Genomic DNA, 25,032 nt, shown 5'->3' with positions numbered 1-25,032 from the left:
GCAATGAACAACGACGATCGTACCCAGTTCATGCCGACACCCGGTGGCCGTGGCGCCGACCCGGGCCGCCCGGATACTGGTCGCGCCCAGTCCACGCCGCTTTCGATGCCGGCCGCGCCGGTGTTGACCGGTAAAGCTGAAGGTCTCAACCCTCTGGAGAGCGCCGCGGGCCCGCTGCTGGCTTTGATGAGCCGCTTGCGCAACACCATTGCCCACCCGGCGCCGGCGAGCCTGCGGGCGCAATTACTGGCCTACCTGCGCCAGTTCGAGGAACGCGCCGAGGCCGCCGGTGTGGTGCGCAACGATGTGTTGCTGGCCCGTTACGCCCTGTGCACTGCGCTGGATGAAGCGGTGTTGAGTACGCCGTGGGGCGGCAGCAGCGACTGGGGCAAGCAAAGTTTGCTGATCACCGTGCACAACGAAGCCAAGGGTGGCGAGAAGGTGTTCCAGCTCTTGGAGCATTGCCTGCAAAGCCCCCGCGAACGGTTGTATCTGCTGGAGCTGTTGTACCTGTGCATGTGTCTGGGTTTCGAAGGGCGTTATCGGGTCATCAACGACGGTCGCAGCCAACTGGAGGCCTTGCGTGAACGCACCAGTGCGGTCATCCGCAGCGCCCGTGGCGACTATGAGCGTGAACTGTCGCCCCATTGGCGCGGCGTCGCCGTAGCCCGCGACCGGCTGACGCAATTCATGCCGCCATGGATCGCCGTGGCCATCGGCGTGGCATTGCTGCTGGCACTGCTGTTCGGCCTGCGCTTGAAACTGGCCGCCGATGCCGAGCCGGTGTTTAAAAATATCCATGCCCTGGGCGAGATCCCGGTGCAGGCGATCGACCGCCCGGTGGTGCAACCGAAACTGATCGAGCGCCCCCGTCTGGCGGGCTTCCTTGCCGATGAAATCAAGGCCGGTCGGGTGGCTGTGGAAGATGCCGTTGATCGTTCCGTGGTGACCATCCGTGGCGATGAGCTGTTCGCTTCGGGCAGCGCCAGCATCGTCGACAATTTCCAGCCGCTGATGCTGCGCATCGCCGAGGCCATTCGCATGGTCAAGGGCCAGGTCCGGGTGACCGGGCACAGTGACAATCGCCCGATTGCCACCCTGCGGTTTCCATCGAACTGGGCCTTGTCCGAGGCACGGGCGACTTCGGTGCTGCAAATCCTTTCGGCCAAGACCGGCCAGCCCGAGCGCTTCAGCGCCGAAGGCCGCAGCGACACCGAACCGTTGGCCTCGAACGCTACGACAGAGGGCCGCGCACGCAATCGTCGGGTCGAAATCACAGTATTGGCGGAGGGGGTCGAGTGAAGGCGTTTTTGAGTTTTATCGTCCGCTGGGTCATTCCGTTGCTGGGGCTGATAGCCCTGAGCCTGATCATCTGGTTTATCGGGCCGCTGCTCGAATTCCTGGTGCCCGAAGGCCGGCGCTGGGCGCTGATCATTCTGGTGTTCTCGGTGTGGATCGCCTACCGGGTGTTTCGCATCATTCAGGCCCGCCGTCAGGCCGCCGAAGTCATGCGCAGCCTGGCGGCGCAAACCCCACCCGACCCGACCAGCGTCGCCACGGCGCAAGAGCTCGAAACCCTGCGTCAGCGCATGGACGAAGCCTTGACGCTGTTGAAGAAAGCCAAGCTGGGCGGTGATGAGCGTCGCAATCTCTACGAACTCCCTTGGTACGTGATCATCGGCCCGCCGGGTTCGGGCAAGACCACTGCGCTGGTCAATTCCGGACTGCATTTCCCGTTGGCGGCGCAGTTGGGCGCCGGGGCGGTACGCGGCGTCGGTGGCACGCGCAATTGCGATTGGTGGTTTACCGATCAGGCCGTACTGCTCGACACCGCCGGGCGCTATACCACCCAGGACAGTGATGCGACGGTGGATAAAGCTGCGTGGCTGGGCTTTCTCGGCCTGTTGAAAAAGCAGCGGGCCCGTCGTCCGATCGACGGCGCGTTTATCGCCATCAGCCTTTCCGATCTGCTGCTGGGCAGCGACGCCGAGCGCGCCGCTCATGCCGCCGCGATCCGCCTGCGTATCCAGGAGTTGTACACCCAACTGGGCGTGCGTTTTCCGATCTACCTGATGCTGACCAAACTCGATCTGGTGCCGGGGTTCATGGAGTATTTCGATACCCTGAGCAAGGAAGAGCGGACCCAGGTCTGGGGCATGACCTTTGCCCTGGATGACGGTAAAAGCAATGACAGCCCGCTGGCCCATCTGCAAAGCGAATTCGCCGGCCTGGAACAGCGCCTCAACGATCGTTTGGTGGAGCGTTTGCAACAGGAACGCGACCCGGCGCGGCGCGAGTTGATCTACGGCTTCGCGCAACAGTTCGGCGCGTTGAAGGATTGCCTGCAAAGCTTCCTTGAGGGCGTATTCAAACCCAACGCCTTTGAAGAGCGGGTGCTGTTGCGCGGGGTGTATTTCACCAGCGGTACCCAGGAAGGCAGCCCGATTGACCGGCTGATCGGCTCCATGGCCCAGAGCATGAACCTGGACCGCCAACATCTGGCGCGCCAGAACGGCACCGGGCGCAGTTACTTCATCGAAAAACTCTTCAGCGCTGTGGCTTTTGCCGAGCGTGGGCTGGTGGGGGTGAACCCGAAAGTCGAACGTCGGCGCAAGTGGATCACTCGGGGTGTGCTGGCCTCGACGGTGGCCCTGGTGCTGGTGGTCGGGACCTTGTGGGTGGTCAGCTACCGCGCCAACCAGGCGTATATCGCGCAAGTCGATCAGAAAGTCGTGCCCCTGGGCCAGACCGTGCAAAACCTCAGCCCGGCCCAGCGGGACGTGCTCGCCGTATTGCCGTTGCTCAACGCGGTGAAGCACCTGGCCGGCGACGCACCGAGCTGGGCCGAAGGCCTGGGCCTGTATCAGGGCGACATGCTTGAAGCCGAGTCCGGCAGCGTCTATCGCAAGCTGTTGATCGCGGTCTTTGCGCCACGCTTGCTCACGCGCATCGAAGAGCAACTGCATGGCGGCGGCAATTCGGACTTCCTTTATGAAGGTTTGAAGGCCTACCTGATGCTCGCCGACAGCGAGCATTACGATGCCGACTTCATCAAAGCGTGGATCGCCCTGGACTGGGACCGCAATCTGCCGCGCGACTTGCCGTCCGAGCAGCGTATGGCCCTGGCGGAGCACTTGCAGGCCCTGTTCGAGCGCCATCCGCCCACTGCACGTCTGGACCCGCGCCTGATCGACGACCTGCGTCGGCAACTGCAACAACTGCCGGTGGCCCAGCGTGTCTACGACCGGGTCAAGCGGCAGAAACTGCCGGACGGCATCCCGGACTTTCGTATCAGCGAAGCGGCCGGGCGCGATGCGGCGCTGGTGTTCAGCCGCAAGAGCGGCAAGCCGTTGGGCGAACCCTTGAGCGGCTTCTTCACCGCCAAGGGTTATCGCCAAGGGTTTTTGCTCACCAGCCTGAACCAGACCGGCACCCTGGCTGAGGAGCAGTGGGTGCTCGGTCGCGACCAGGCAGAACAGCAGAACGTCGCCAGCCTGGCCGCCGACGTGCGTCGCCTGTATTTCCAGGATTACCAGCGCCAATGGGACGCCTTGCTGGCTGATATCGACTTCGTGCCGATCACCAGCGTAGCCCAGGCCGCCGATGTGCTGAGGGTGATTTCCGGCCCGACCTCGCCGTTGAAAAAACTGCTGGTGGCGGTGGCGAAGGAAACCGACCTGCAACAGGAAGAACGCCTGCTGGCCGCCAAGGGTGCGCCGGTGGACGGCGGGGTCGACAAGCTCAAGGAGCGCCTGGGCACCTTGCTCGGCCATGAGCAGGCGACGCAAAACGCACCGGTGTCCAGCGAAGATCCCATCACCGCACATTTTGCTGAACTCAACAGCATCGTCAGCAAAAACGAAGGCGAGCCGGCGGTCATCGACGGCCTGCTGGCCGACATGAATGCGTTGTATGTGCAGGTCAGCGCCATGGTCGGCGCCAGCGGCGACGCCTTGCTTGGCGAAGCCAAGAACCAGGCCGCAGCGGCCGCGACACGGGTCAGCCTCAACGCCGAGCGTCAACCGGCGTTGGTGCAAGGGCTGGTCAAGTCGGTGGTCAACTCCACCACCAACACCATGATGGGCGGGGTACGCAATCAACTGAACGCGGCCTGGACCAGCGAAGTGCTGAACGTCTATCGCCAATCCCTGGCCGGGCGTTATCCGATGTCGCCAGGCAGTGCGCGAGACGCGACTCTCGACGACTTCGGCCAGTTCTTCGGCGTGGGCGGGGTGATGGACAACTACTTCCGCAAGTACCTGCAGCCGTATGTGGATACCTCGACCCAGGCCTGGCGCTGGCAACCGGGCGCCGCGCAGAAGCTCGGCATCGCCCCGGGCGTGCTGCAAACCTTCCAGCGGGCAGCGACCATCCGGGATGCATTTTTCCGTTCCGGCGGCACCCAGCCGATGGTGCGCTTCGAACTCAAACCCGTGGCGATGGACGCCAGCATCACCCAGTTTTTACTTGACCTCGATGGCCAGCAATTGAGCTACGACCACGGCCCGAGCCGTCCGACCGCCATGCAATGGCCCAACGCCGGCAGCATCGGCGTGGTGCGGATCTCGATCATGCCGCCCTCGGCCAGTGGTCGGTCCGGCATCACCCTGGATGGCCCCTGGGCCTGGTTCCGTCTGTTGGAGCAATCAGACTTGACCGCCGGCAACTCGCCGGATCGCTTCAACCTGCGGCTGCGGGTCGACGGCGCCAGCGCCTCTTACGAGCTGCGGGCCAACAGCGCCTTCAACCCGTTCAAGAGCCGTGTGCTTAGTGGTTTCAGCCTGCCGGAGCGGTTATGAGCACTCCGGGTTTCTATGGAAAGTTGGCCAGTCGCGGGGACTTTGTCAGCCGTGGCTTGCCGCAGAGTTTTATCGGCCCCTGGGATTCGTGGCTGGCGGCGGGTCTGCTCGCCAGCCAGACCAGCCTCGGGGACCGTTGGCTGGACGCCTATCTGGTCAGTCCGCTGTGGCGCTTTATGGTCGGGGCCGGTGTCTGTGGGCCGCAGGCCGCCGTTGGCGTGGTGATGCCGAGCATCGATCGAGTGGGCCGGTATTTTCCGCTGACCGTCGCGGTGCTGCTGGATCACGACGCTGACCCAGCGTCGGTGGTGGGCAGTTCGGATGTCTGGTTTGAACAGGTTGAGCAATTGCTGTTGAGCACGTTGAGCGTGGAGGCAAGCTTCGAAGCCTTCGGTGCAGGCCTTACGACGCTGGGCAGTCCGGCGTGCCTGCCACGCACGCCAAGCAGTCGTTTTGCCGGCCTGCATCGCTTTGATGCCACCGACCCAAAGGCGCGAATGACTGCGCTTGCCGAACAAGCCTGCGAAGGCGCCAGTCTGTGGTGGGGCCAGGGTTCGGAGCGTATCGCCCCCGCTTTATTGCGGTGTCAGGGACTGCCTGTCGCCGCCGATTTTGCGCAATTTTTGCTCGGCCAAGAAGGTGTTGTGTAGATGCGTCCAAGCGCTGGAAAGACGTTCAAGTCTGCAAGCAAGAGCCATGTCGGTATGGTCCGCCAGGTGAATGAAGACGCTTGCCTGGACCTGCCGGAAAACGGCCTGTGGGTGGTCGCCGATGGCATGGGCGGGCACGCGGCGGGCGACTACGTCAGCAGTCTGATCGTCGACAGCGTGCGCAGCATTGCCGTGGGCCGATCGCTGGACGAATACTCCGCAGCGCTGAAAAACGACCTGCTGCGGGTCAACGCTGCTGTGCGCGAAGAAACCGCCAACCGTGGCGTGACCATGATGGGCAGCACTGTGGTGTTGCTGGCGACGCGTGACTTGCGCGGGGTGTGTCTGTGGGCGGGCGATAGCCGCTTGTATCGCCTGCGTGACGGCCTGCTCGAAGGCATCTCGCGGGACCACAGTTACGTTCAGGATTTGCAGGACAGCGGCTTGCTCAGCGAAGCCGAGGCCCGCGTGCATCCACGGGCCAATATCGTCACCCGCGCCATCGGGGTCGATGCGCAACTGGACTTGGCGATGGTTGAGCTGCTGTTGATGCCCGGCGACAGTTACCTGTTGTGCAGCGACGGGCTGAACAAGACCGTCGAGGACCATGAGATCGCCGAGGTACTGAACCACGACGAGCCCGGGGAAATCGCCAGCAGCCTGGTGTCCCTGGGCCTGATGCGCGGCGCTCCGGACAACATCACCGTCATCGTCGTGAAGGTGCCTTCATGAACCCCACGGTGAACATTCTGATCCCGGGCTACGACATCGACGGTGAGATCGGCGAAGGCGCCATGGCCAGCGTTTACCTGGCGACCCAGCGCTCGCTGGAGCGCAAGGTGGCATTGAAAATCATGGCCGCCGCGCTGGCGGCCGACCCGAGCTTCTGCGAGCGCTTCCTGCGAGAAGGCAAAACCCTGGCGCGCCTGTCTCACCCGCATACGGTCACCATCCATGACATCGGCAATGTCGGTGAGCTGTATTACATGGCCATGGAATACCTGCCCAACGGCACGCTCAAGGAGCGTATCGCCGCCGGCCTGACGCCGGAGCAGGGCCTGATCTACATCCGCCAGATCGCCTCGGCCCTGGGCTATGCCCATGGGCTGGGGCTGGTTCATCGTGACGTCAAACCGGCGAACATTCTGTTCCGTGCCGATGGCACGGCGGTGCTCTCGGACTTCGGCATCGCCAAGTCCCTGGATGACCGCACTCAGTTCACCCAGGCCGGTTTCGCCGTCGGCACGCCCAGCTACATGAGCCCGGAACAGGCGCGCGGCCAGGACATTGACGGCCGGGCCGACCTTTATGCCCTGGGCGTGGTGCTCTACGAAATCCTCGTCGGCAAACTGCCTTACACCGGCAACGATGCGCTCTCCACGGCCTTGGCACATTTGACCGAACCCTTGCCGGAGCTGCCGGTGCACCACGGTCGTTATCAAGAGGTGCTGCGCCAGCTGTTGGCCAAGGACCCGGCCGACCGTTTCCCGGATGCGGCGGCGCTATTGCGGGCGCTGGATAATCTGCCCGGGGAATCGGTTGAAGCAACCACGATCCGGCCGTTGCCGATTCCGGCGTCGCTGAAGTCGACCGGCGATGACCTGGCGGGATTGACGCCGGTGTCTATCGACATACCCAGCGGCCCTGTGCAGCCGCAACCCCGACCCACGCCAACTCCGCCAACCGTGAAGCCGACGCCGCAGTCCTCGATCTCGGAGCCGCGAAAGGGCTCGATGTTCGCACTCGCTGCCGTCGCGGTGGCCGTGGCGCTGGCCTTGGGCGGCGTGGGTTATTGGTGGCTGGGCCGTGACGCTAAAGTCGATGCCGACGTGAAGCCGCCGCTGGTTTCCGCGCCGCCGACCTCTACACCCCAGGTCAATACGCCGCCCGCCGTGGCGACGATGGAGGTTGATGGCGGTCAGCGTCCGCTGCTGATGGCCGGCAAAAAAACCTTGTTCCAGCGGGTGCTCAGCAAGCCGGGTGCGACGCTCGCCAGCGAAGCGGGGGGCGCGCCTGGCAAGGCCTTGCCGGCGTTTTCCGTGCTTTACGTCTATCAGCGCAAAGAGGTTGATGGCAGCCCTTGGCTGCGTGTCGGCACGGCGACTGACGGGCGCAGTGACGGCTGGTTACCGGCCGCGCAGGTCAGCGACTGGAAGCAAAGCCTGGTGCTCAAGTTCACCGAACGCTCCGGCCGTGCGCCAGTGATGTTTCTACGTCAGGCCGGCGACGTGGAGAAGCTGCTGGCCGACCCGTCAGCGGCAAAAAACCTGCTGCTCAAGACCCAGCAGAACCACGAAGACAATCAACAGGTGTTGGCCCTGGAACCGGCCGCGAGCGCGGTGCCGCAGAACCAGTTTTACCTGTTGCCGATCTTCGATTCGCGCGAGAGCTTCGATGAGAACGGCCAGCCGGTGCAGTTGCTGAATGTGGCGTCCATCGACCCCGGTAGCGCTCCGAAGGCCGCCGCCAGCAACACGCCAATCACTACCGCCAACGCCGATGCATTCCGCACCGCCGTGGTATTGGTGGTCGATACCACCGTGTCCATGCAGCCCTACATCGATCAGGTGCGCGAGGTCGTGCACCAGCTGCAAACCCGCATCGCCGAGCGCGGCGAGCAGGACAGCGTCAGCTTCGGCCTGGTGGGGTTTCGCAACAGCATCAAGAAAACACCGGGTCTGGAATACGTCGCTAAAACCTTGATCACCCTGGAACAGGGGCGCGACCCACAGCGCTTCATGGACTTGGCGCGGCAGGTCAAGGCGACTACGGTCTCGAGCCATTCGTTCAACGAAGATGCGTTTGCCGGTGTGATGGAAGCGGTCGAGGGCATGGATTGGTCCGGTTATGGTGGGCGCTTGATTCTGTTGGTCACCGATGCAGGTGCCCTGCGCAAGAACGACCCGTATGCCTCCACACAAATGAACGAGGCCGAAGTGCGTCAGGCTGCGCTAGGCAAGCAAATCAAAATCTACGCCTTGCACTTGCTCAGCGACGCTGGCAAGAAAACCCACGCCGGTGCGCAAAGCCAATATCGCACCCTGACCGCCGACGCCAACCCGCAGATCGGCGACCTGTACATTCCGGTACCGGGCGCCGATGTGCGCAAGTTGGGTGAGCGGGTGGACGAGATCGGTTCGGTGTTTGCCGACCTGGTGCATCAGGTGCGCAGCAACAAGCCGCAAACCGTGCCGTTGCTGAGCGCGGCGCCGAGCCTGACCGACAAATCGGCAGCCGTCGGCTACGCGATGCACATGGACTTCCTGGGGCGTAAAACCGCCAGTCAGGCGCCACAACTGGTCAGCGCCTGGACCGCCGACCGCGACCTGACCAACTCGGCACTGCCGGCGTTCCAGGTGTGCGTGATGCTGACCAAATTGCAGCTCAACGACTTGCAGCAATCGCTGAAACTGATCGTCGATGCCGCCCGCAAGACCCAGACCTCGCCGAAGAATTTCTTCCAGGAAATCGCCAGTGCCAGTGCCTACATGAGCCGCGATCCTTCGGCCTTGCGCAAGGGCGGCAACCTGGCCGATGGCGGGGTTCTGGGTGAGTACCTGGAAGGGCTGCCCTACCGCAGCAAGTCGTTGAGCATGACCCAGGACTTGTGGCTTTCCCTGAGCGTGGCCGAGCAGGAAGACTTTATCGACGAGCTGGATTCGAAAATCCGCCTCTATGAAACCTTCCATAACGACTTGGCCAACTGGGTGCGTTTCGGCGATGCCGAGCCGGGTGATGCCTTGTACCGCGTTCCGTTGTCGACGCTGCCGTGATGCTGAACATGAGCGCGGTGCACAAGAGCCGGGGCGCCGGCAGCCAGCGCTACAGCCTGGTAATTCCACGGCTGCAACTGCGTGCCGGTGAACAACTGGCGGTGGTTGGTCCCAGCGGTTGCGGCAAAAGCACATTGCTGGATTTGCTGGCGCTGGTGCTGGCTCCGGATCAGGCCGGGCAGTTTGATTTTGCGCCCGGCCACACCAAGACAGACATTAGCGGGCTGTGGCGCGCAGATGCGCAAAGCGCCTTGGCGGACCTGCGTAGCCGGCACTTGGGCTACGTGCTGCAAACCGGTGGCCTGCTGGATTTTCTGGACGTGCGCGGCAACATCGACCTGTCGCGCAAACTGCTCGGCTTGAAAGACGACGGCAGCGTGGATCGTCTGGCCGGGGCGCTGGATATCGCCGATCAACTGGGCAAAAAGCCGGGTGATTTGTCCGTCGGCCAACGGCAACGGGTGAGTTGCGCCCGCGCCCTGGCCCATGGGCCGCGTCTGCTGCTGGCCGATGAACCGACCGCCGCCCTTGATCCGCTGAATGCTGCGCGAGTGATGCAATTGCTGGTGACCCAGGCCCGCGAACACGGCGTGTGCTGCGTTGTCGCCACCCACGACGAGTCGCTGGCACGCGCCAGCGGCTTGCAGGTGCGGCGCATCAGTTGTCGTCGCGACGTCGATGGCGGTGTCACCGCCACCCTCGGGGAGGCCAGCTGATGCGCAATACGCTAGTGGCTTCCCTGGCCTGGCAGGATTACCGCAACGATGTGTGGCTGTCGGCCTGTTCGGTACTGGCGTTGGTGGCGGTGGTCGCACCGCTGCTGGTGCTGTTCGGCTTGAAATTCGGCCTGGTCAGCAGTTTGACCGAACGCTTGGAAAACGACCCGGCCACCCGGGAAATCATCCCCCTGGGTGGCGGCCGGTTCAGTGCCACGTTTATCGCACAGTTGAGCCAGCGCAGTGACGTGGCTTTCGCCTTGCCGCGCACCCGACAGATTGCCGCGACGGCGGATCTGACCGCTGGCGCCGCGACGGTGACCGTCGAAATGATCCCCACCGCGGCCAACGACCCCTTGCTCGGCAGTCTTCCGGTGCCCCAAGGGCTGGATCAGATCCTGCTCAGCCAGACCGCCGCCGAAAAGCTCGGGGCCAAGGCCGGTGATTGGCTGGTGGCCAGTGTCGGCCGGCAGGTGGCCGGTCGTGGCGAAGCGCAACGCACTCGCGTCCAGGTGCTGCAGGTTCTGCCGCTGGAAGCCTTCGCCCGGGACGGATTGTTCGCGCCCTTGACGTTACTGGAAGCGGCTGAAGATTACCGGGACGGCCGCGCCGTGCCGGCGTTCGGTTGGCCAGGCGACGCGGTGGGCGTGTCGGAGCAGCGGGTATATCCGGCGTTTCGCCTGTACGCCCGCAGCCTCAAGGATGTCGAGCCGCTGCGCCAGTACTTTGCTGCGCAGAACCTGCTGGTCTCGACCCAGGCCCAGACCATCGCCCAAGTGCAATCGCTGAGCCGCAACCTGTCGATCGTGTTCTGGATCATCGCCGGATTGGCCTTGGCGGGAGCGTTCGCGGCGATTTTTGCCGGCGCGTTGGCGGCGGTCGAGCGCAAACGCCGAGACTTGTCGGTGTTGCGCCTACTGGGGTTTTCCACGGCGGCGTTGCTTTTGTTTGTGGTGTTGCAGGCGCTGTACAGCGCCGGCCTTGCCGCCCTATTGAGTGTCGGGCTGTATGGCCTGGCGCAATCGGGCCTGAACCATTTATTTGTGCAGATGCCAGGCGAGTACGCCAGCCATCTGCTGGCGCGTCACTACGCGTTTGCCATCGTCGCCGTGCTCGGCGTCAGCGCTGTGGCAGCGGCGTGTGGTGGCTGGCGAGTGGCGCGTATCCAGGCGTTTGAAGGAATCCGAGATGTATAAGTTACTGGGCGCCGCCGTGGCGCTGAGCCTGGCCAGCATGGGCATGGCTGGTCTGGTGAGTGCCGATGAAAGCACGGACAAACTGGACAACCCCAAGCCGTTAGCCGATGACGTCAGCCTGCCGCTGCCGTGCGAAGGGCAGATGGTGTTTCGTTACGTCTACATCCTGGCCCAGGGCACTCTGGACGACCGCGAGATCAGCCTCGGCTATCCATTCAGTGAGGACGAGGCCGGTTATCAACAGTCGTTCATCTCCGGTTACCGCCGGGACTTTATCAACGGCCAGTTCACCCTCAAGGATCTGCCCAAGGATTGGGGCAAGACCATCACACCGTTGATGCCCAAGACCGACAGCAAGACCCCGCTCAAACCGATGCTCTATTTCATCGGCAAATACGAGGTCACCGCCCGCCAATACGCCGAAGTCATGGCCCAGGCGCAATCGTTGGCCAGCGGCGAGCCGGCACCGGCCTGCGAGGCCTTGCAAGCCGAGGTCCCGCAAGGCATGGCCGGGCGTTTGCCCAAGGTGAAATTGTCGCGATTCGAGGCCGAACGCTTCTCTGCGGTGTACAGCGCCTGGCTGACGAAATACCACAAGGACCTGCTACCGGTGAGTGGTCGCGGCACCTCGGCTGAAGAGGGCGGGCTGGGTTTTGTGCGCTTGCCGACCGAGGTCGAATGGGAATTTGCTGCCCGTGGCGGGCAGGCCGTTAGCCGCCAGGAACTGGAAGGGCGCCTGTTTCCCCGTCGTCTGGAAGGCAGCGAAGGCGACGGGCCGCTGGCGGACTGGGCGGTCTTCAACCAGGTGGCCGGTGGCACTGGCCAGGCAGCGCGGCTGATGCCGATCGGTACCAAACTGCCTAACCCTATCGGCCTGTTCGACGTGATCGGCAACGCCGCCGAGATGGTCCAGGAGTCCTTCCAGCTCGTGCACGCCGGACGTCGCCAAGGCGCCTACGGCGGCTTCGTGGTCAAGGGTGGTAACTACCTGGAAGGCGAGGGCACCTTGTTCACCGGGATGCGTCGTGAGTACCCGCTGTTCGCCGCCGACGGCACTGAGCAAAGCAACGAAACCACCGGGTTCCGGGTTGCGATTGGCGCGTTGTCGGCGCCACGTTCGCGCTACAAGGAACTGTTTACCCAATGGCAGAAAGAAGGTCGGCTGGCTTCGCTGACCGATGCCATCGACGACGCCCAGGATCCGACCAAACGCCTGGACAGCATCATCTCCGCCAGTATCGACCCGCGCCTGCAAGCCGAGTTGGGGCTGGTCAACGAAGAGCTCAAGCGCAACGTCTCGCTGATCGCCCAGCAGCGCGAGGAAGCGGCCGGCAACCTGATCCAGTCGGCGGCCCTGGTGGCCGAGACCGTCAACAACTACAACATTCGCCTGACCAATTTGCAGAAGAGTCGCCAGCAGGCCGTGGACGCCAAGGACGAGGCCAGCGCCAAGCTGTTCGCCACGGCCATCGACAACGGCCGCAGCGCGCTGGACGGCGCGGTGGCGATCTACATCGACAACCTGGCAACCGGCACGCGCTACACCGATGCCGTGATCCAGGCGCAGCTTCAACGTATCAAGGAAGAGTTGGATCGCAAGCCAGTACTGGGTAAGAGCCTGGTCACGCGCGCGACGTTATTCGTGCGCCATGTCGGTGATTATCGTCAGCAACGACGAGCCGACCCGGCGACGATATTAAAGGAATTGCTCGCATCGAACGCTCAGCGGTCTTGATCGTTCGTTGTACAGCAAGCTTGGAAGGGACTCAGGCGGCGATGGGCCGTGCTGAGCTGGTCAAACCTAAAAGAGAACACAACTATGCTTTCCTCCCGTAAACCTTTTGCTTCGCTTTCCAAGCGTCATTTGGTGCTGATTGCCGTCGGCTTCAGCACCGTACTGACCGGTTGCGCCACGTCGCCGACCGCCAAGGTCGCCTCGAGCACCAAGGTCGAGTACTACCCCAACTGCTACGAGCCGGTGCAGCACCTGCGTGCCACCGATTCGAACATGACCAAGTCGGTCGTCACCGGCGCGGCCGTCGGCGCTGTCGGCGGTGCACTGCTGGGCGCCCTGACCGATTCCGAGAACCGTGGCCGCAACGCCGCCATCGGTGCAGCGGGCGGTGCCCTGGCGGGCGGCGCGGCCGGTTACTACACCGAGCGTCAGAAGCAGATCGCCGATGACAACCAGCGCATCGCGTCCTATGCCACCGACGTCAACAAAAGCGCCGCCGACATCGACCGCAGCACCGCTTACGCCAAGGCTTCGCAGCAGTGCTACCAGAGCGCGTTCACCAAACTGGTCGCCGACCGCAAGGCCAAGACCGTCAGCGACACCGAAGGCCACAAGCGCCTGGCAGAAATCGTCGCAGGCCTCAAAGAGTCCAACGACCTGATCGTTGCGGTTAACGGCAAAGCCAGCGAAGACCTGAACAACTACACCCAGGCTTACGAAAAAGACCTGCAACAAGTCGGCGTGAAGCGCACCGACGTGGTCACCGTGGCGACCGCCGACACCACACCGGTCGTGACTCCGACCAAGAGCAAAAAAGTAGTGAAAGTGGCGAAAAAACCAGTGCTGCCAACCGTGCCGAAAGAAGCGGTCAGCACCGAGAAAACCCTGCAGACCGCCCAAGCCAAACAGGCTGAAAGCAAGCAGGTCGCCAGTGCCGGCACCACTCAGGTCAACAGCATGTGCAAAAGCCCGGACCTGGGCGACTGGGCACCAGTGCCTTGCCCGAATGTTTGATTGAGTTGTTGTAGGTCTTTGATCGTTCCTGCGCTTTGCGTGGGAACGATCTGTACGGGCTACGCCTTGGCGCTATGCGCCGCCATCGTATTTGCTCTCCTTACCAACTTCCATAGGAGATACCGAATTTGTCGATGTAGGCTTTTTTCAGAGTGGGCGATTGCAGTCGCTGCGATGACCACTGGCAAACATCCAACGTGGACGCCATGATTTTAAGAGTTACTTTAGGTTTGATTATTTATCTGTTGGTGATTGCTCTGTATTTCGTTGTCCATGATTATGGGGTTGTTTTTTATAAGACTCATATGGGCGGATTTACAGCGAGAGGGGTCGCAATAGGTGGTACGGCGGAACTGACATTTTATTTTTTTATTTTCGTAAACATTGTTGTATTTGTTATGCCGACGTTGGTGGCGAAAATTGTGCCGATAGTGCTGATGGTCGCTATCGTACTTTTCTATTTTCTTCCAGAAAATCCGGTTCGTGCAATGGCCTATAGCGGGCTTACGTTCAGTATGAGTATTTTGGCGCTGGTCACTCGTTTAATAGTGGATCGACAAATGCCCCAGCGGAAAATTTACTCTAATTCATGATCAGGCAGCCAACCCATGTCCTTTAATCACTACGACCAGAGCGAACTTACCTCACTTCGCCAGTTGGGCCGCTGTTTCGCTGAGCATAGTCCGGCGTTGGCGCTGTTTCCGAAAGTTGCGGCTGTCCCGAGTGCTCTTGAGATACCTGGAAAATGAACAGTGCCAGCAAATGTTTGGTGTATGCCGCTGCGCTAATGATCAGTTTGGTTATTGCAATTGCCATTATCGTGATTGGGATTTTGACTCGCGTCCCCGACGTTTCGAAGCTGAGTCCATCTGGCCGTTATCTTATTGCGTCGGTTCCTGCCAGCTCCCTTCTGACTCCTCGGGATGCCGTGTACTTGCGCTTTACCGATCGTGACCATCCCGATCAGGTGTACCGCACTCCCTTGTTCTCTGACGTGTCTTTGGACATGGGTGCATTTGAGGACGCGCAAACAGTGGGTGTTGTATTCATTGATTTTGATAAGCAGGGCAAGAAGTTCACGCTCGGGTTGTCCAACCCGAGAGAGCATTGGCTGGACTTTTTTATCAGCAACACGCCTTACGAAATTGAGGCCAACTGATGTCGAACCGAAGTCTGTCTCTGCCAGTGTTTATTTCATCGCTGGTTGTAGTTTTACTGCTGCTGGCTTTGCTTGGACTGAAGGTGCAGAACTCTTGGGTTGCGCAGCCATTAAAAAAATACTGGAATGATTCAGGCACGTGCTACATCGCCAGATATGCAGCTGATTACAGAGTGTTAGGTGGGGTGGGGAGTATCATCGAAATATTCAGCAGCCCGTATTTTTACCGTGTCTATTCAACGGATGGTGAGCTATTGAAAACGTCAGAGTGGTATCTGTGGATGCGAGAAGGTAATTCCGGAGTTGCTCCAGAATTTCAAGGCGAAATGATCCTGTACCCAGGTACTGAAGGCTGGGAAAGTTGGACGGTTACGGAATGTCGTTGATGATGACCAGTTCAGTAAAAAGGAAGCAGCCCCGAACCTTGATCGCAGGGTTGATGGTGTTGGTGGCGTGTTTTGTTTTACTTTTTTATGTTGTCAAGGCAATGCTTGGTTACCCTGCGAGTTCGATGATTGTGAGTCCTTCAGGGCGCTACATTTTTGAAAATGTTCACGTAGGTCGAGTCTTGACTTTGGGCGGGATGGCGTATTTGAGAGTGACTGATAGAGAGAGTCCCGAAAAGGTCTATCGCACGCCATTATATTCGACCCAATTGCTGGATATGCGCTCGGTTGAAGATGACAAAACGGTCGGCATTGCTTGGATGTATTTCAATAAGAAAGAAAGAACATTTGATATAGCCATGCCTAAGTGGGAGTGGCACTGGTTAAATATTTTTATCAGTAACACGCCCTATGTCCACATGGAAGACTGACGAACATGTTTGTGAGCGGTGAAATAGAAGGCTACTTGGCCGTTGTCTCCGACAGCGACTTGTTCGGGAGATTCGCATGCATGGCGCTGATTTTGGCCCTGACGGGCCTGCGCGCTGCGAGCCGGAACTCGAAGCTTCACTGCACGCTGACATTCGTCACCTTGATGGGCTTTGCGGTGATGTACGGCATTGGCACTTACTTCCTGAATCAACCGCTCGCATGAATATGAAAGACCGCGTCGAAGCACGTACCGAGCTCACCAGAATTCAATACCAGGCAGCTCACTCATGTCCGGTAACCACTACTATCAACGCGATGATTAAGTTCGCTGGCATCCTCCCGCTCTTCATCTCCCTGGCTAGCTGCGCGGCACAACAGGTTTACAACAACCATGTTTATGTCGAAAACCGCTGCGACCAACCGTTGGAAATGAAGATTTCCAACAGCTCCAATCTGCATTCACTGGAGCGCAACGTGAAGGCCGAAGCAGGATCGCGCGCCTTGGTGGCGAGCTTTGCCTCTTATGGCGAAGACGTGATCGAACAAATACCGGGCAACTATTCGCTGACCATCACCGATGCTGTCGGCACCAAGGTGGTTGACGGTGCTCAGTTGCGACAGCGCTTGAGCGGCGTGAAAAAAATGAATGACGGCACTCAGCGTGAGTGGACGATCAACGATGCGTCTTTTTGCCCATGACATTCACTATTTCAATGCCGCCGTGGGAAAAAGTTGGCTGAACGTATTCATCAGTAATACACCTTATACACACATGGAAAACTGACAGACATGCTTATACCAAGTGAAATAGAAGGTTACCTGGCCGTTGTGGCCGACAATGATTTGTTTGGCAGCCTGGCCATGTTCTGTCTGGTACTGCTCTTGACGGCACTGCATCGGGGCATCCGAGAGTCGCGCCTGCACCGAGCACTGACGTTCATTGCATTAGCGATTGTTGTCGCCATGCAAGTCGCGGGTTCCTACTACGGGACTATTAATCCGGCATGAATAAATACGTCCGCCTGTCCCTGTGCCTGTTTTTCCACGCCCTGGGCTGTGTTGCCTACGCGTTTCTGAATAAAGCGGTGGTGATTGGCTACACAGCTTTGAACCAAGGTTTCACCTCGCATGGTGTTGCTATCGGAATGGCGAGCTACGCGCTCTTTTATATATTTCTGGTCGTCAATCTGGTGATTGCACTGGTGCCGAATCTCGTGGCCAAGCTCCTGCTGCTGAGCGTGATGGTCGGCTTCATCCTGCTCTGGATGCTGCCTGAAAGTCCGCTAAGGGCGCTGTTTTATGGTGTGGCTCAGGGATGTGTCACGTTGTTGGCGATTTTGGCGACGCAAGTCATTGAGTTGCGCTGGGAAAGGCGCACCTTCATGCGACGGGCAACACCTGCAGACCCTGTTAAAGGGGCAAACGCGTGATCAATGCAGGTCGCCGCCGACTGCTTGTCACCGCCCTGTGGATTCCGCTGGTCGTACTCCTGCTGATGGTGCTGGAAGATCGGCTGAGCAATTTTCCTACAACCGTCGAGTTGTTCGAGACCTTCGGATTGGCTTTTGGCATTCCCGCTTATATCGCTTTTGCCCTGGTGGAAATGCGCCTTCTGCGTGGCAAGAGCGAGCAGCGGATACTCAACCGAATCTGGCTCGGACCGTTGGTATTCATCCCGTTTTACGCGGCACCGTGGATGATCTTCGGGTTGGCAAAAATGCTCTGTGGTTCCTCCAGTAACATTGCATTGATGTTCGGTTGGGTGGTTTTCATTCCGTATGTACTCATCGTCGGCTATGTGGTGGCGGGGCTGACGATAGCGGTCTACAGGACGTTTTATTCATGAGATTCAATACCAGGCAGGTACTCCATTTTCTTTAAGGTCACGCTCAGTGTGGCGCCGTCCTCGCAACGGAACTCAAAGCTGTCCGAGCACCACAGCTGGGCAGTTCGCTGACCAGTTTCACTGGTCGTCCCCCGGCAACAAGGGTGAGTGCGCAGTCCATTCTGCATTTGTTCTTTTAAGGCTGTTGAACCCCAGGAGTACCAGAGTGAAAGGATTTTCAGCGTTATTTGGCGGCTTCCTCGCCATCTCGACATCACTGTGTTTCGCCGCCGACTTGAAGTTCGAGGACTTCAAGGTTGCCGAGGTGTTTACCGGGCAGAACCATGCGTTGTTGCCGGTTGAAAACAGCAGCCCGCTTTGGGATGAGTACCGGGCGCAGGCCATCACGCGCAAGGTCAATTTTGCCGGGCACTACATCGTGCACACCATGGGGTGTGGTGGCGGGACTATCTGTGGTGAGGTGTTGGACGCTCGCACGGGCGCGGTGGTCGCGAGCCTGCCGAATGCCTACTACATGGTTGGAAGGGAAGGTAACGACGGGGGCGAGGGTGAGGGCGGGTATTTCGATATTAACTTCAAGCCTGACAGCAACCTGATGATGGTATTGGGGGTTGCCGCCGACACTGAAGTGGATGTGAGCGGCAAGCCGATGGTCAGCGGCAATCGGGTTCGCTATTACGAGTTTACGAACAACGACTTTCGTTTGTTGAAGGTTGAAGGCTCATGAATTTTCGACGATTGGTTTCCACGGCGAGCTTTTTCATGCCCCTACTTTTTGTGTCCGGCCAAAATTTTGCTGCTGTAAATACACCGAGTCGACTGCTGGTGCCTTTTGCATTTGAAGACGCTCAAGCACTTTTGACCACTCTGCATGACGTCAGCGGTAACTGGCGGTGTGGTTATGTGCTGGCTACTGATCAGAAAGAACCCCGTTCGGATGCTCGGATCATGTTGGCGGAGATTGATCAAGAGTTTCTATACATGAATATCGGCGACGGCGTGCTTGAACTCCGTCTAGTCGAGAGAAAAGGGGGCGAGTCTGAATATGCCTCTCCCAGAGGCAGTGATCGTTGGGTCACCTTGAAGGTTGTAAAGCGTAGCAATCCCAGTGCATACGAAACTTCTCACGACCGAGAGGTGCGGGCTGTAGTGCGGGTGGATGATGAAGTGGAAGAGCTGGTTCTATTCGGAGAGTCATGTGGAGTCTAAGGCACGTTTTTTCTTTTGTTTTACGTTGGCGCTGGCTTCGCTCTCCGCTATGGCGGCCTCAGGAGTCAGTGATGGTTACGTCCAGCGGGACGTGATGGAGTGTGGCGGCGTCGATGTGGAGCTGGTCTCTTCTTGTCGATCTGTTGCGGTCGAAGAGGGCGAAGCTCAACCCCTGCCGGTCTGCTCTGACCAGACGATCAACATCAACGGCAAAGTGCTGCGACGTGATGTGGGGCGGGTGTCACAGCTGACCACTGACGGGAAAAGTACGCGGATGTTGGCAAACGTTGTGGTAGCCATGGCCTGTATGAAAGGGACAAAGGGCAGCCTGGTGTTCATCGGTGGGTACGGCGGGTGCGGTGCTTGTCCTGAATGGTTTGGTTATTACTCGACGGCGGGAAAGTTGGTTAGTTACTCCTACAGCAATAACGTTCGCTCGTTCGGTTCCAAGGGCTCTGATCGCGAACTGATCGAGGCTTACGGCGTTACTGCGAAGGCGTTGCGAGAGCAGAATGCTGATGCGAAAAGGATCACCTATGGGCAGCCGTAATTTCGCGATGCTGTTGGCGGGTTTGCTATGTGGTCTGTTCGTTCGGACTACTACGGCGGAGGTTGCTTGCCCTTCTACGGACTTCAATGTGTTCCTCACTTCTTTTTCGGAGAGCCCGGCTGTTCAGAAAGCCTTTACTCAGCGACCTCTGCAATTTGTGGTGACGGTAGATGCTGAGCCCGAGCCGCGACAGGAAAAGCGGGAATTGGGAGGAGAGCAGATTAAATTTCCGCTCTTGCCTGATCGCGCCCACCGAGAGGCTGAGGGTCTGGCGTTAAGCGTGAAAGAACTGAGTGGGGATCACGCTACGGCCATATTGAATAAGCCTGATACCGACTACTTGGTTGAGTATCGATTCGTGCGTGGTAAGTGCTGGATGCTCAGTGAGGTTTCGGATTTCGCGATTTAGCGAGGCACCGAGGGGCGCGCCAGTGTTGTCGTGCCCCTCGGTAGGCTTACACCTTAACCCGATACTCCACCGGATTCGGTGGGTCGAGGTTGTCCATGGCGCGGTCGATCAGCAGTTGGGCGCCTTCGGCCATGCGGTAGATGGCGAGGGCGACGTTGCGGCGGGAGCCTTCGATTTCGAAGGCGAGGTCGCCGGCGATGGCTTTGATGGAGGCGATGTCTTCAGAGGCGTTGGCCAGGAGGCTGTCGGTGTCGACGCCGGGTGCGACGATGAAGAGTTGGCCTTTGCGGGCGTCGGCCAGGTGGATTTTGGGCGGGGGCGTGCCCAGGTGGTGGTCGAGGGCGCGTTCGGCGGCTTCGTGGAGTTTTTTCGAATCGATGGATTCGTAGGGGGAAGTTGCTGGGTCTTTTGGTGGATTTGGTGAATGTTTGAACATTGGTGTAATTCCTAAACAGTTAGTGAGGAACCGTCACCGTTCGCTTGCACGCGAATGAGGGTGGCAGCCGTGCGCAGGTGTGCAAGACCGGGCCTGTTTAGGACACCCAGCAGATCCGGAGATCTCCTGCGCGCAGCCGCCATAATGCAGCGAACGTCAAAACGCTCGCGATTGGCATGGGCGTTTTGCGCCCTAAACAGTTTCGTCGGACTTGCACGTCCGTGTCATCGTTTTTTCGGTGACAACGTCAGACTAGCCCTGGTCTGGAGGCCCGGGTAGTTACCGAACACCGCTACAACTTGAAGGAAATGTCCGAGGCCAATAGGGCTGGGAGAGAGCCGAGATTGGGTTGTCTGGTTTTACGACCGCTGTGCGGTCGAACGCCGCCTTCGGCAGCTGCTACAGGGGGGATGTGGTGGGCTTTGATAAGTGTGACTTGGTGGTCATCGTGCTTAAAAAGCGCTTCATCTTCTGTCAACGCTGCGCAACGGTGGCGTTCTGGGTTTAAGCCGCTACACTGCGCCAGCGTTCATTTTTCTTTTGGGGCTTGAGCATGAAATTTCGTTTTCTTCTCTGGGTGATGGGCTTGCTGATGCGCAAGGCCAGTCGGACCAATCCGGCGTTTCAGCAGCAGTTGGGTGATAAAGAATTGGTGTTCCAGTTGCAGACGCTGGACGGCAAGGTGGCGCGGCACTTTGTGGTGAAGGATCAGCGTATTACCAGTAAGGCTGGGGTGTATGCCGAGCCGGCGTTTGCGATTGCCTTTAAGGATGCGGCTTACGGCTTTGCCACGATGCAGGCGAAGAACAAGCAGTTGGCGTTCATGACCGGGATTCAGGACAAGTCGATTCAGATCAAGGGCAACCCGGCGCTGGTGATGTGGTTCCAGGGGTTGACCAAGTATTTGAAGCCGAGGAAGGCCAAGGCGTGAGGTGGGTGTGAACCTGTGTGGCGATGGGATTTACTGTGGCGAGGGGGCTTGCCCCCGTTGGGCTGCGTAGCGGCCCTAAAACCTGAAACCATGTAGTGTCAGGCACAACGTGCTTTCTGGGTTTGCGACTGCTTCGCAGCCGAACGGGGGCAAGCCCCCTCGCCACAAAAGGTTGTCACTGAGATATCTCATCAAAGCCCGCCCGACACTGGATTGAGTGTCAGGCGGGTTTTTTTAGGACTGGGTGAACTGCGAGGCCAGTTCGCGCAGCAGGACTTCGGCTTCGAGGACTTTGCTGACGACGTCGTTGGCTTTGTCGCGGGTCAGGCCGAGGCGGTCGAGCAGGGCGTCGGGGATTTCTTCGTCGGGGCCGGAGCCGATGCCACGGCTGCGCAGTAGGCGCACGGCCAGGCAGACGAGGTTCGGGTATTCGGCGTAGTCGCCGTCGTAGCTCGGGTCGTGCTGGAAGCGCAGTGCGGTGGACAGTTCATCCGGCATGTCCCAGTAGCGCATCAGCCACGCGCCGATCTGTTCGCGGCTGATGCCCAGCAGGTGTTGCTCGACAAAGCTGTGGCACAGGTGCGGGTTGACCTCCAGGTGGCGGCAGATCAGCGAGAAGTGTGGCGGGAAGACGTGAGCCAGCAGCAGGTAACCAAAGTTGTGCAGCAGGCCGGCGAGGTAGGTCAGGCCGGCTTCCGGGCGCTGGGCGCGCGGCATGGCGCGGGTCAGGCCTTCGATGACGGCGGCGGTGTAGATCGATTGGTGCCAGTACGGCGTGGTGTGTTGCGGGTGGTCCTTGGGCAGGCTCAGGGTTTTGCCCAGGGCCAGGCCCAGCGCCAGGTTGATCACCAGATCGAAACCCAGCACGCGGACGATCGCGTCTTCCACTGAACGAATTTTGCCCGGCGACGCGTAGTACGGCGACGCCGCCCAGCTCACCACTTGCGCGGCCAGCGCCGGGTCGGTTTCGACGACGCCGGTAATGTCGTCGATGGTGGCGTTGGGGTCGACCCGCAGCTTGATGATTTTTTGTGCAGTTTCGGCCAGCGGCGGAATCTCGATGGTCGCTTCCAGGCGTTGCTGGATACGGCGCGCCGTGAAGGCCTGCACCGCTTGGGTGATTTCCTCGCGGTCATCGTCGGGGCGGTCGAGGTTCGGGCGAATGCTGCTCAGGGCTTCGCCGAAGTTCGCGGCGCTGGCCTTGGTCAGCATGCTCTTGAAGTCTTCGCTGGTGATTTCCAGCAGCACGCCTGTCTCACCCGAGTTGATCAGCAACTGCGGTTCGCGCAGCAGGCTTTCTTCATACAGGCACGGCGAGCTGGTGAGCGCCGGCAGGCCGGGCAGAAAACTCAGGTTGTGTTTGCCGAGCATGCGCTCCAGGCGTTCGGTCGGTACGGCGGTGAGCCGGCGGCCGGTGAGTTCGGCGAGGCGGTTGAGGTCCAGTAACTGGCTCTGCGGGAACAGCACCATGAGCGCGCCGACAGCGTCGTCGACCAACACCGCTTGCACCTTGCGGGCGGGGTTGAGGCCCGGGCGGTCGAGCACTTCGGCGTAGCTGATGCCCAGCTTGCCGAGCAGCATCCGGATAACAGACGGGGCGTGCGGGGCTTCGGGTGCGAGGGCAACTTCGGTCATGGTATGTGTCCGTTTTCAAACAATTGCAGGAGTATAACCAGCTTGTTTAAAACCATCGCCCAGAAACTGAGACACTGCTCACACTTGGCCGTATTGCTGCCCATGGCGTAGCCAGCGGTCGAGCAACGGGCTGACGTGATGCGGCCAACGCTCCAGCAATGCCTGGGCCGCGTCGCGCACCGCCGGCAGCAGGTCGGCGTCGCGCATCAGGTCGGCGACCTTGAATTGCAGCAGACCGGTTTGCCGGGTGCCGAGCATTTCGCCTGGGCCGCGCAGCTCGAGGTCTTTCTCGGCGATCACGAAACCGTCGTTGGTTTCACGCATGATACCGAGGCGTTGCCGACCGATCTGCGACAGCGGCGGATGGTAGAGCAGCACGCAGTGACTGGCGGCGCTGCCCCGACCGACGCGACCGCGTAACTGGTGCAGTTGCGCCAGGCCCAGGCGTTCGGGGTTTTCGATGATCATCAGGCTGGCGTTGGGCACGTCGACGCCGACTTCGATCACCGTGGTCGCCACCAGCAACTGCAACGCGCCGGCCTTGAACTGGGCCATGACGTCGGCTTTCTCGGCGGGTTTCATGCGCCCGTGAATCAGGCCGACCTTCAGCTCGCCGAGGGCGGCGGTGAGGTCTTCATAGGTGGTTTCAGCGGCTTGGCAGGTGAGCTCTTCCGACTCTTCGATCAGCGTGCACACCCAATACGCTTGCCGCCCTTCGGCGCACGCGGCGCGCACCCGTTCGATGACTTCAACCCGGCGCGTGTCGGTGACCAGCACGGTGTTGACCGGGGTTCGACCGGGCGGCAGTTCGTCGAGAATCGAGGTGTCGAGGTCAGCGTAGGCGCTCATCGCCAACGTGCGCGGAATCGGCGTGGCGGTCATGATCAACTGGTGCGGGCACATCCGCCCGCCCACGCCTTTCTGCCGCAGCGCCAGCCGTTGCTGGACGCCGAAGCGGTGTTGTTCGTCGATGATCACCAGCGCGAGGTTCTTGAACTGCACTTCGTCCTGGAACAAGGCGTGAGTGCCGACCACCATCGGTGTGCCGCTGGCGATTTGTTCCAGCGCGGCGACGCGGTTCTTGCCCTTGAGCTTGCCGGCCAGCCAGGCGACTTCCAGGCCCAGCGGTTCGAGCCAGCGCTTGAAGGTGATGAAGTGCTGTTCGGCGAGGATCTCGGTCGGCGCCATCAGCGCCACTTGATAGCCGGCTTCCAGCGCTTGCAAGGCCGCGAGGGCGGCGACCACGGTTTTACCGGCACCGACGTCGCCCTGAATCAGCCGCAACATCGGCTCGTGCTGGCTCATGTCGTAGGCGATTTCATTGCCCACCCGTTGCTGCGCGCCGGTCGGCGGAAAGCCGAGGTTAGCCAGGTATTGAGCCGGCAGCCGGGTGGCTTTGGGCATGGCCGGCGCTCGCAGCGCGCGCATGCTTTCACGCAGGCGTTGTTGCGACAGCTGATGGGTCAGCAGTTCTTCAAAGGCCAGACGGTGTTGCGCCCAGTGATGACCGAGGGCGAGTTCGTCGACATCGGCGTCCGCTGGCGGGTGATGCAAATAACGGATCGCGTCGGCCAGCGGCGCCAGTTGGTAGTCCCGCGCCAACTCTTGCGGCAGCCAGTCAGGCAGGCTGCTGGGGCCGAGCAGGGTCAGGGTTTGCATGCACAGTTGGCGCAGCCGCTGTTGGGTCAGGCCTTCGGTGAGCGGGTAGACCGGCGTCAGGGTTTCATCCACCGGGGGCGGTTCGTCGCCGGTGATGGCGCGGTATTCCGGGTGGTAGATTTCCAGCCCCGACGCACCGGGCCGAGCCTCGCCGTAGCAACGCACGCGGGTGCCGCGTTTCAGGCCTTCCTTTTGCGCGTTGCTGAAATGGTAGAAGCGCAGGCTGAGCCCGCCGGTGCCGTCCTGCAGGCGCACGACCAGGCTGCGGCGCCGGCCCATCACTACATCGGCGCCGCTGACGGTGCCTTCGATCACCGCGTCCTGACCCGGCCGCAAGTGGCCGATCGGCACCACGCGGGTGCGATCCTGGTAACGCAGCGGCAGGTGGAACAGTACGTCCTGAAGGTTTTCCAGGCCGACCTTGGCGAGTTTTTCGGCCATGGCTTCGCCGACACCCTTGAGTGCCGTGACCGACACTTGCGACAGCTCAGCCATTG

General features: G+C 60.4%; 25 protein-coding genes. 22 read left to right on the top strand and 3 right to left on the bottom strand.

All coding sequences use genetic code 11. The features are described from left to right. The first annotated feature begins 3 nt into the window (after positions 1-3). The 21 genes from AABM55_RS28930 (at position 4) to AABM55_RS28830 (ending at position 19,874) form a co-directional block, all read left to right on the top strand. The gene (locus AABM55_RS28930; protein WP_347928374.1) at positions 4-1,302 is read left to right on the top strand and encodes a DotU family type VI secretion system protein; all 1,299 of its coding nucleotides are present in this window, start codon (positions 4-6) and stop codon (positions 1,300-1,302) included. Further along, complete coding sequence (gene tssM, locus AABM55_RS28925; RefSeq protein WP_347928372.1) at positions 1,299-4,799, top strand: type VI secretion system membrane subunit TssM; 3,501 nt, start codon at positions 1,299-1,301, stop codon at positions 4,797-4,799. The genes AABM55_RS28930 and tssM overlap by 4 nt, the downstream gene beginning before the upstream one ends. Next, complete coding sequence (tagF, locus tag AABM55_RS28920; RefSeq protein ID WP_347928371.1) at positions 4,796-5,449, top strand: type VI secretion system-associated protein TagF; 654 nt, start codon at positions 4,796-4,798, stop codon at positions 5,447-5,449. Before tssM ends, tagF begins: the two co-directional genes overlap by 4 nt. Next, positions 5,450-6,181, top strand: a complete 732-nt coding sequence (locus AABM55_RS28915; protein WP_054594699.1) for a PP2C family serine/threonine-protein phosphatase — start codon at positions 5,450-5,452, stop codon at positions 6,179-6,181. Further along, on the top strand, positions 6,178-9,222 hold the full coding sequence (locus tag AABM55_RS28910; protein WP_347928370.1) for a serine/threonine-protein kinase: 3,045 nt from the start codon (positions 6,178-6,180) through the stop codon (positions 9,220-9,222). Before AABM55_RS28915 ends, AABM55_RS28910 begins: the two co-directional genes overlap by 4 nt. Continuing rightward, positions 9,222-9,938 carry an ABC transporter ATP-binding protein gene (locus tag AABM55_RS28905; protein WP_054594697.1) on the top strand — a complete coding sequence of 239 codons (717 nt, stop codon included), beginning with the start codon at positions 9,222-9,224 and terminating at the stop codon, positions 9,936-9,938. The genes AABM55_RS28910 and AABM55_RS28905 overlap by 1 nt, the downstream gene beginning before the upstream one ends. After that, a complete protein-coding gene (locus tag AABM55_RS28900) occupies positions 9,938-11,134 on the top strand; it encodes an ABC transporter permease (protein WP_347928369.1) in 1,197 nt (398 codons plus the stop codon). Before AABM55_RS28905 ends, AABM55_RS28900 begins: the two co-directional genes overlap by 1 nt. Positions 11,135-11,171: 37 nt before the next feature. After that, on the top strand, positions 11,172-12,869 hold the full coding sequence (locus AABM55_RS28895; protein WP_347930093.1) for an SUMF1/EgtB/PvdO family nonheme iron enzyme: 1,698 nt from the start codon (positions 11,172-11,174) through the stop codon (positions 12,867-12,869). Between the two features lie 84 nt (positions 12,870-12,953). Then, a complete protein-coding gene (gene tagQ / locus AABM55_RS28890; protein ID WP_054594694.1) occupies positions 12,954-13,883 on the top strand; it encodes a type VI secretion system-associated lipoprotein TagQ in 930 nt (309 codons plus the stop codon). A gap of 206 nt (positions 13,884-14,089) precedes the next feature. Continuing rightward, positions 14,090-14,476 (top strand): hypothetical protein, encoded by a 387-nt coding sequence (locus AABM55_RS28885; protein ID WP_347930091.1) that lies wholly within the window; start codon positions 14,090-14,092, stop codon positions 14,474-14,476. A gap of 152 nt (positions 14,477-14,628) precedes the next feature. Then, on the top strand, positions 14,629-15,042 hold the full coding sequence (locus AABM55_RS28880; protein ID WP_347928368.1) for a hypothetical protein: 414 nt from the start codon (positions 14,629-14,631) through the stop codon (positions 15,040-15,042). Beyond that, the gene (locus AABM55_RS28875; RefSeq protein WP_347928367.1) at positions 15,042-15,428 is read left to right on the top strand and encodes a hypothetical protein; all 387 of its coding nucleotides are present in this window, start codon (positions 15,042-15,044) and stop codon (positions 15,426-15,428) included. Before AABM55_RS28880 ends, AABM55_RS28875 begins: the two co-directional genes overlap by 1 nt. Continuing rightward, the gene (locus tag AABM55_RS28870) at positions 15,428-15,859 is read left to right on the top strand and encodes a hypothetical protein (protein WP_054594690.1); all 432 of its coding nucleotides are present in this window, start codon (positions 15,428-15,430) and stop codon (positions 15,857-15,859) included. Before AABM55_RS28875 ends, AABM55_RS28870 begins: the two co-directional genes overlap by 1 nt. 76 nt (positions 15,860-15,935) lie before the next feature. Beyond that, positions 15,936-16,559 (top strand): hypothetical protein, encoded by a 624-nt coding sequence (locus AABM55_RS28865; protein ID WP_347928365.1) that lies wholly within the window; start codon positions 15,936-15,938, stop codon positions 16,557-16,559. A 90-nt stretch (positions 16,560-16,649) separates the two neighbouring features. Continuing rightward, entirely contained in the window at positions 16,650-16,868 is a 219-nt protein-coding gene (locus AABM55_RS28860; protein ID WP_054594688.1) for a hypothetical protein, read from the top strand. Next, entirely contained in the window at positions 16,865-17,290 is a 426-nt protein-coding gene (locus tag AABM55_RS28855; protein WP_347928364.1) for a hypothetical protein, read from the top strand. Before AABM55_RS28860 ends, AABM55_RS28855 begins: the two co-directional genes overlap by 4 nt. Then, positions 17,287-17,706, top strand: a complete 420-nt coding sequence (locus AABM55_RS28850) for a hypothetical protein (RefSeq protein WP_102667305.1) — start codon at positions 17,287-17,289, stop codon at positions 17,704-17,706. Before AABM55_RS28855 ends, AABM55_RS28850 begins: the two co-directional genes overlap by 4 nt. Positions 17,707-17,911: 205 nt before the next feature. Continuing rightward, positions 17,912-18,433 (top strand): hypothetical protein, encoded by a 522-nt coding sequence (locus AABM55_RS28845; RefSeq protein WP_347928363.1) that lies wholly within the window; start codon positions 17,912-17,914, stop codon positions 18,431-18,433. Further along, entirely contained in the window at positions 18,430-18,915 is a 486-nt protein-coding gene (locus tag AABM55_RS28840; RefSeq protein WP_347928362.1) for a hypothetical protein, read from the top strand. Before AABM55_RS28845 ends, AABM55_RS28840 begins: the two co-directional genes overlap by 4 nt. Next, a complete protein-coding gene (locus AABM55_RS28835; RefSeq protein WP_347928361.1) occupies positions 18,866-19,465 on the top strand; it encodes a hypothetical protein in 600 nt (199 codons plus the stop codon). Before AABM55_RS28840 ends, AABM55_RS28835 begins: the two co-directional genes overlap by 50 nt. Further along, the gene (locus tag AABM55_RS28830) at positions 19,452-19,874 is read left to right on the top strand and encodes a hypothetical protein (RefSeq protein WP_347928360.1); all 423 of its coding nucleotides are present in this window, start codon (positions 19,452-19,454) and stop codon (positions 19,872-19,874) included. Before AABM55_RS28835 ends, AABM55_RS28830 begins: the two co-directional genes overlap by 14 nt. 46 nt (positions 19,875-19,920) lie before the next feature. Here AABM55_RS28830 and AABM55_RS28825 read toward each other — a convergent pair whose 3' ends face one another. Then, positions 19,921-20,310: a DUF6124 family protein gene (locus AABM55_RS28825; protein WP_347928358.1), complete on the bottom strand. Its 390-nt coding sequence runs from the start codon at positions 20,308-20,310 to the stop codon at positions 19,921-19,923. Positions 20,311-20,863: 553 nt separating this feature from the next. Between AABM55_RS28825 and AABM55_RS28820 the strand changes: the two genes are divergently transcribed. Next, positions 20,864-21,241: a helicase gene (locus AABM55_RS28820; protein WP_103314734.1), complete on the top strand. Its 378-nt coding sequence runs from the start codon at positions 20,864-20,866 to the stop codon at positions 21,239-21,241. A gap of 234 nt (positions 21,242-21,475) precedes the next feature. Here AABM55_RS28820 and AABM55_RS28815 read toward each other — a convergent pair whose 3' ends face one another. Both AABM55_RS28815 and recG read right to left on the bottom strand, forming a co-directional pair. Further along, the gene (locus AABM55_RS28815) at positions 21,476-22,876 is read right to left on the bottom strand and encodes an HDOD domain-containing protein (RefSeq protein ID WP_347928357.1); all 1,401 of its coding nucleotides are present in this window, start codon (positions 22,874-22,876) and stop codon (positions 21,476-21,478) included. A gap of 78 nt (positions 22,877-22,954) precedes the next feature. Next, entirely contained in the window at positions 22,955-25,030 is a 2,076-nt protein-coding gene (recG, locus tag AABM55_RS28810) for an ATP-dependent DNA helicase RecG (protein ID WP_054594659.1), read from the bottom strand. Positions 25,031-25,032: the final 2 nt, after the last annotated feature.

It is taken from the genome of Pseudomonas helvetica (assembly GCF_039908645.1).
In the GTDB taxonomy this organism is placed as follows: domain Bacteria; phylum Pseudomonadota; class Gammaproteobacteria; order Pseudomonadales; family Pseudomonadaceae; genus Aquipseudomonas; species Aquipseudomonas helvetica.
This window is presented reverse-complemented; position numbering and strand designations above follow the sequence as displayed.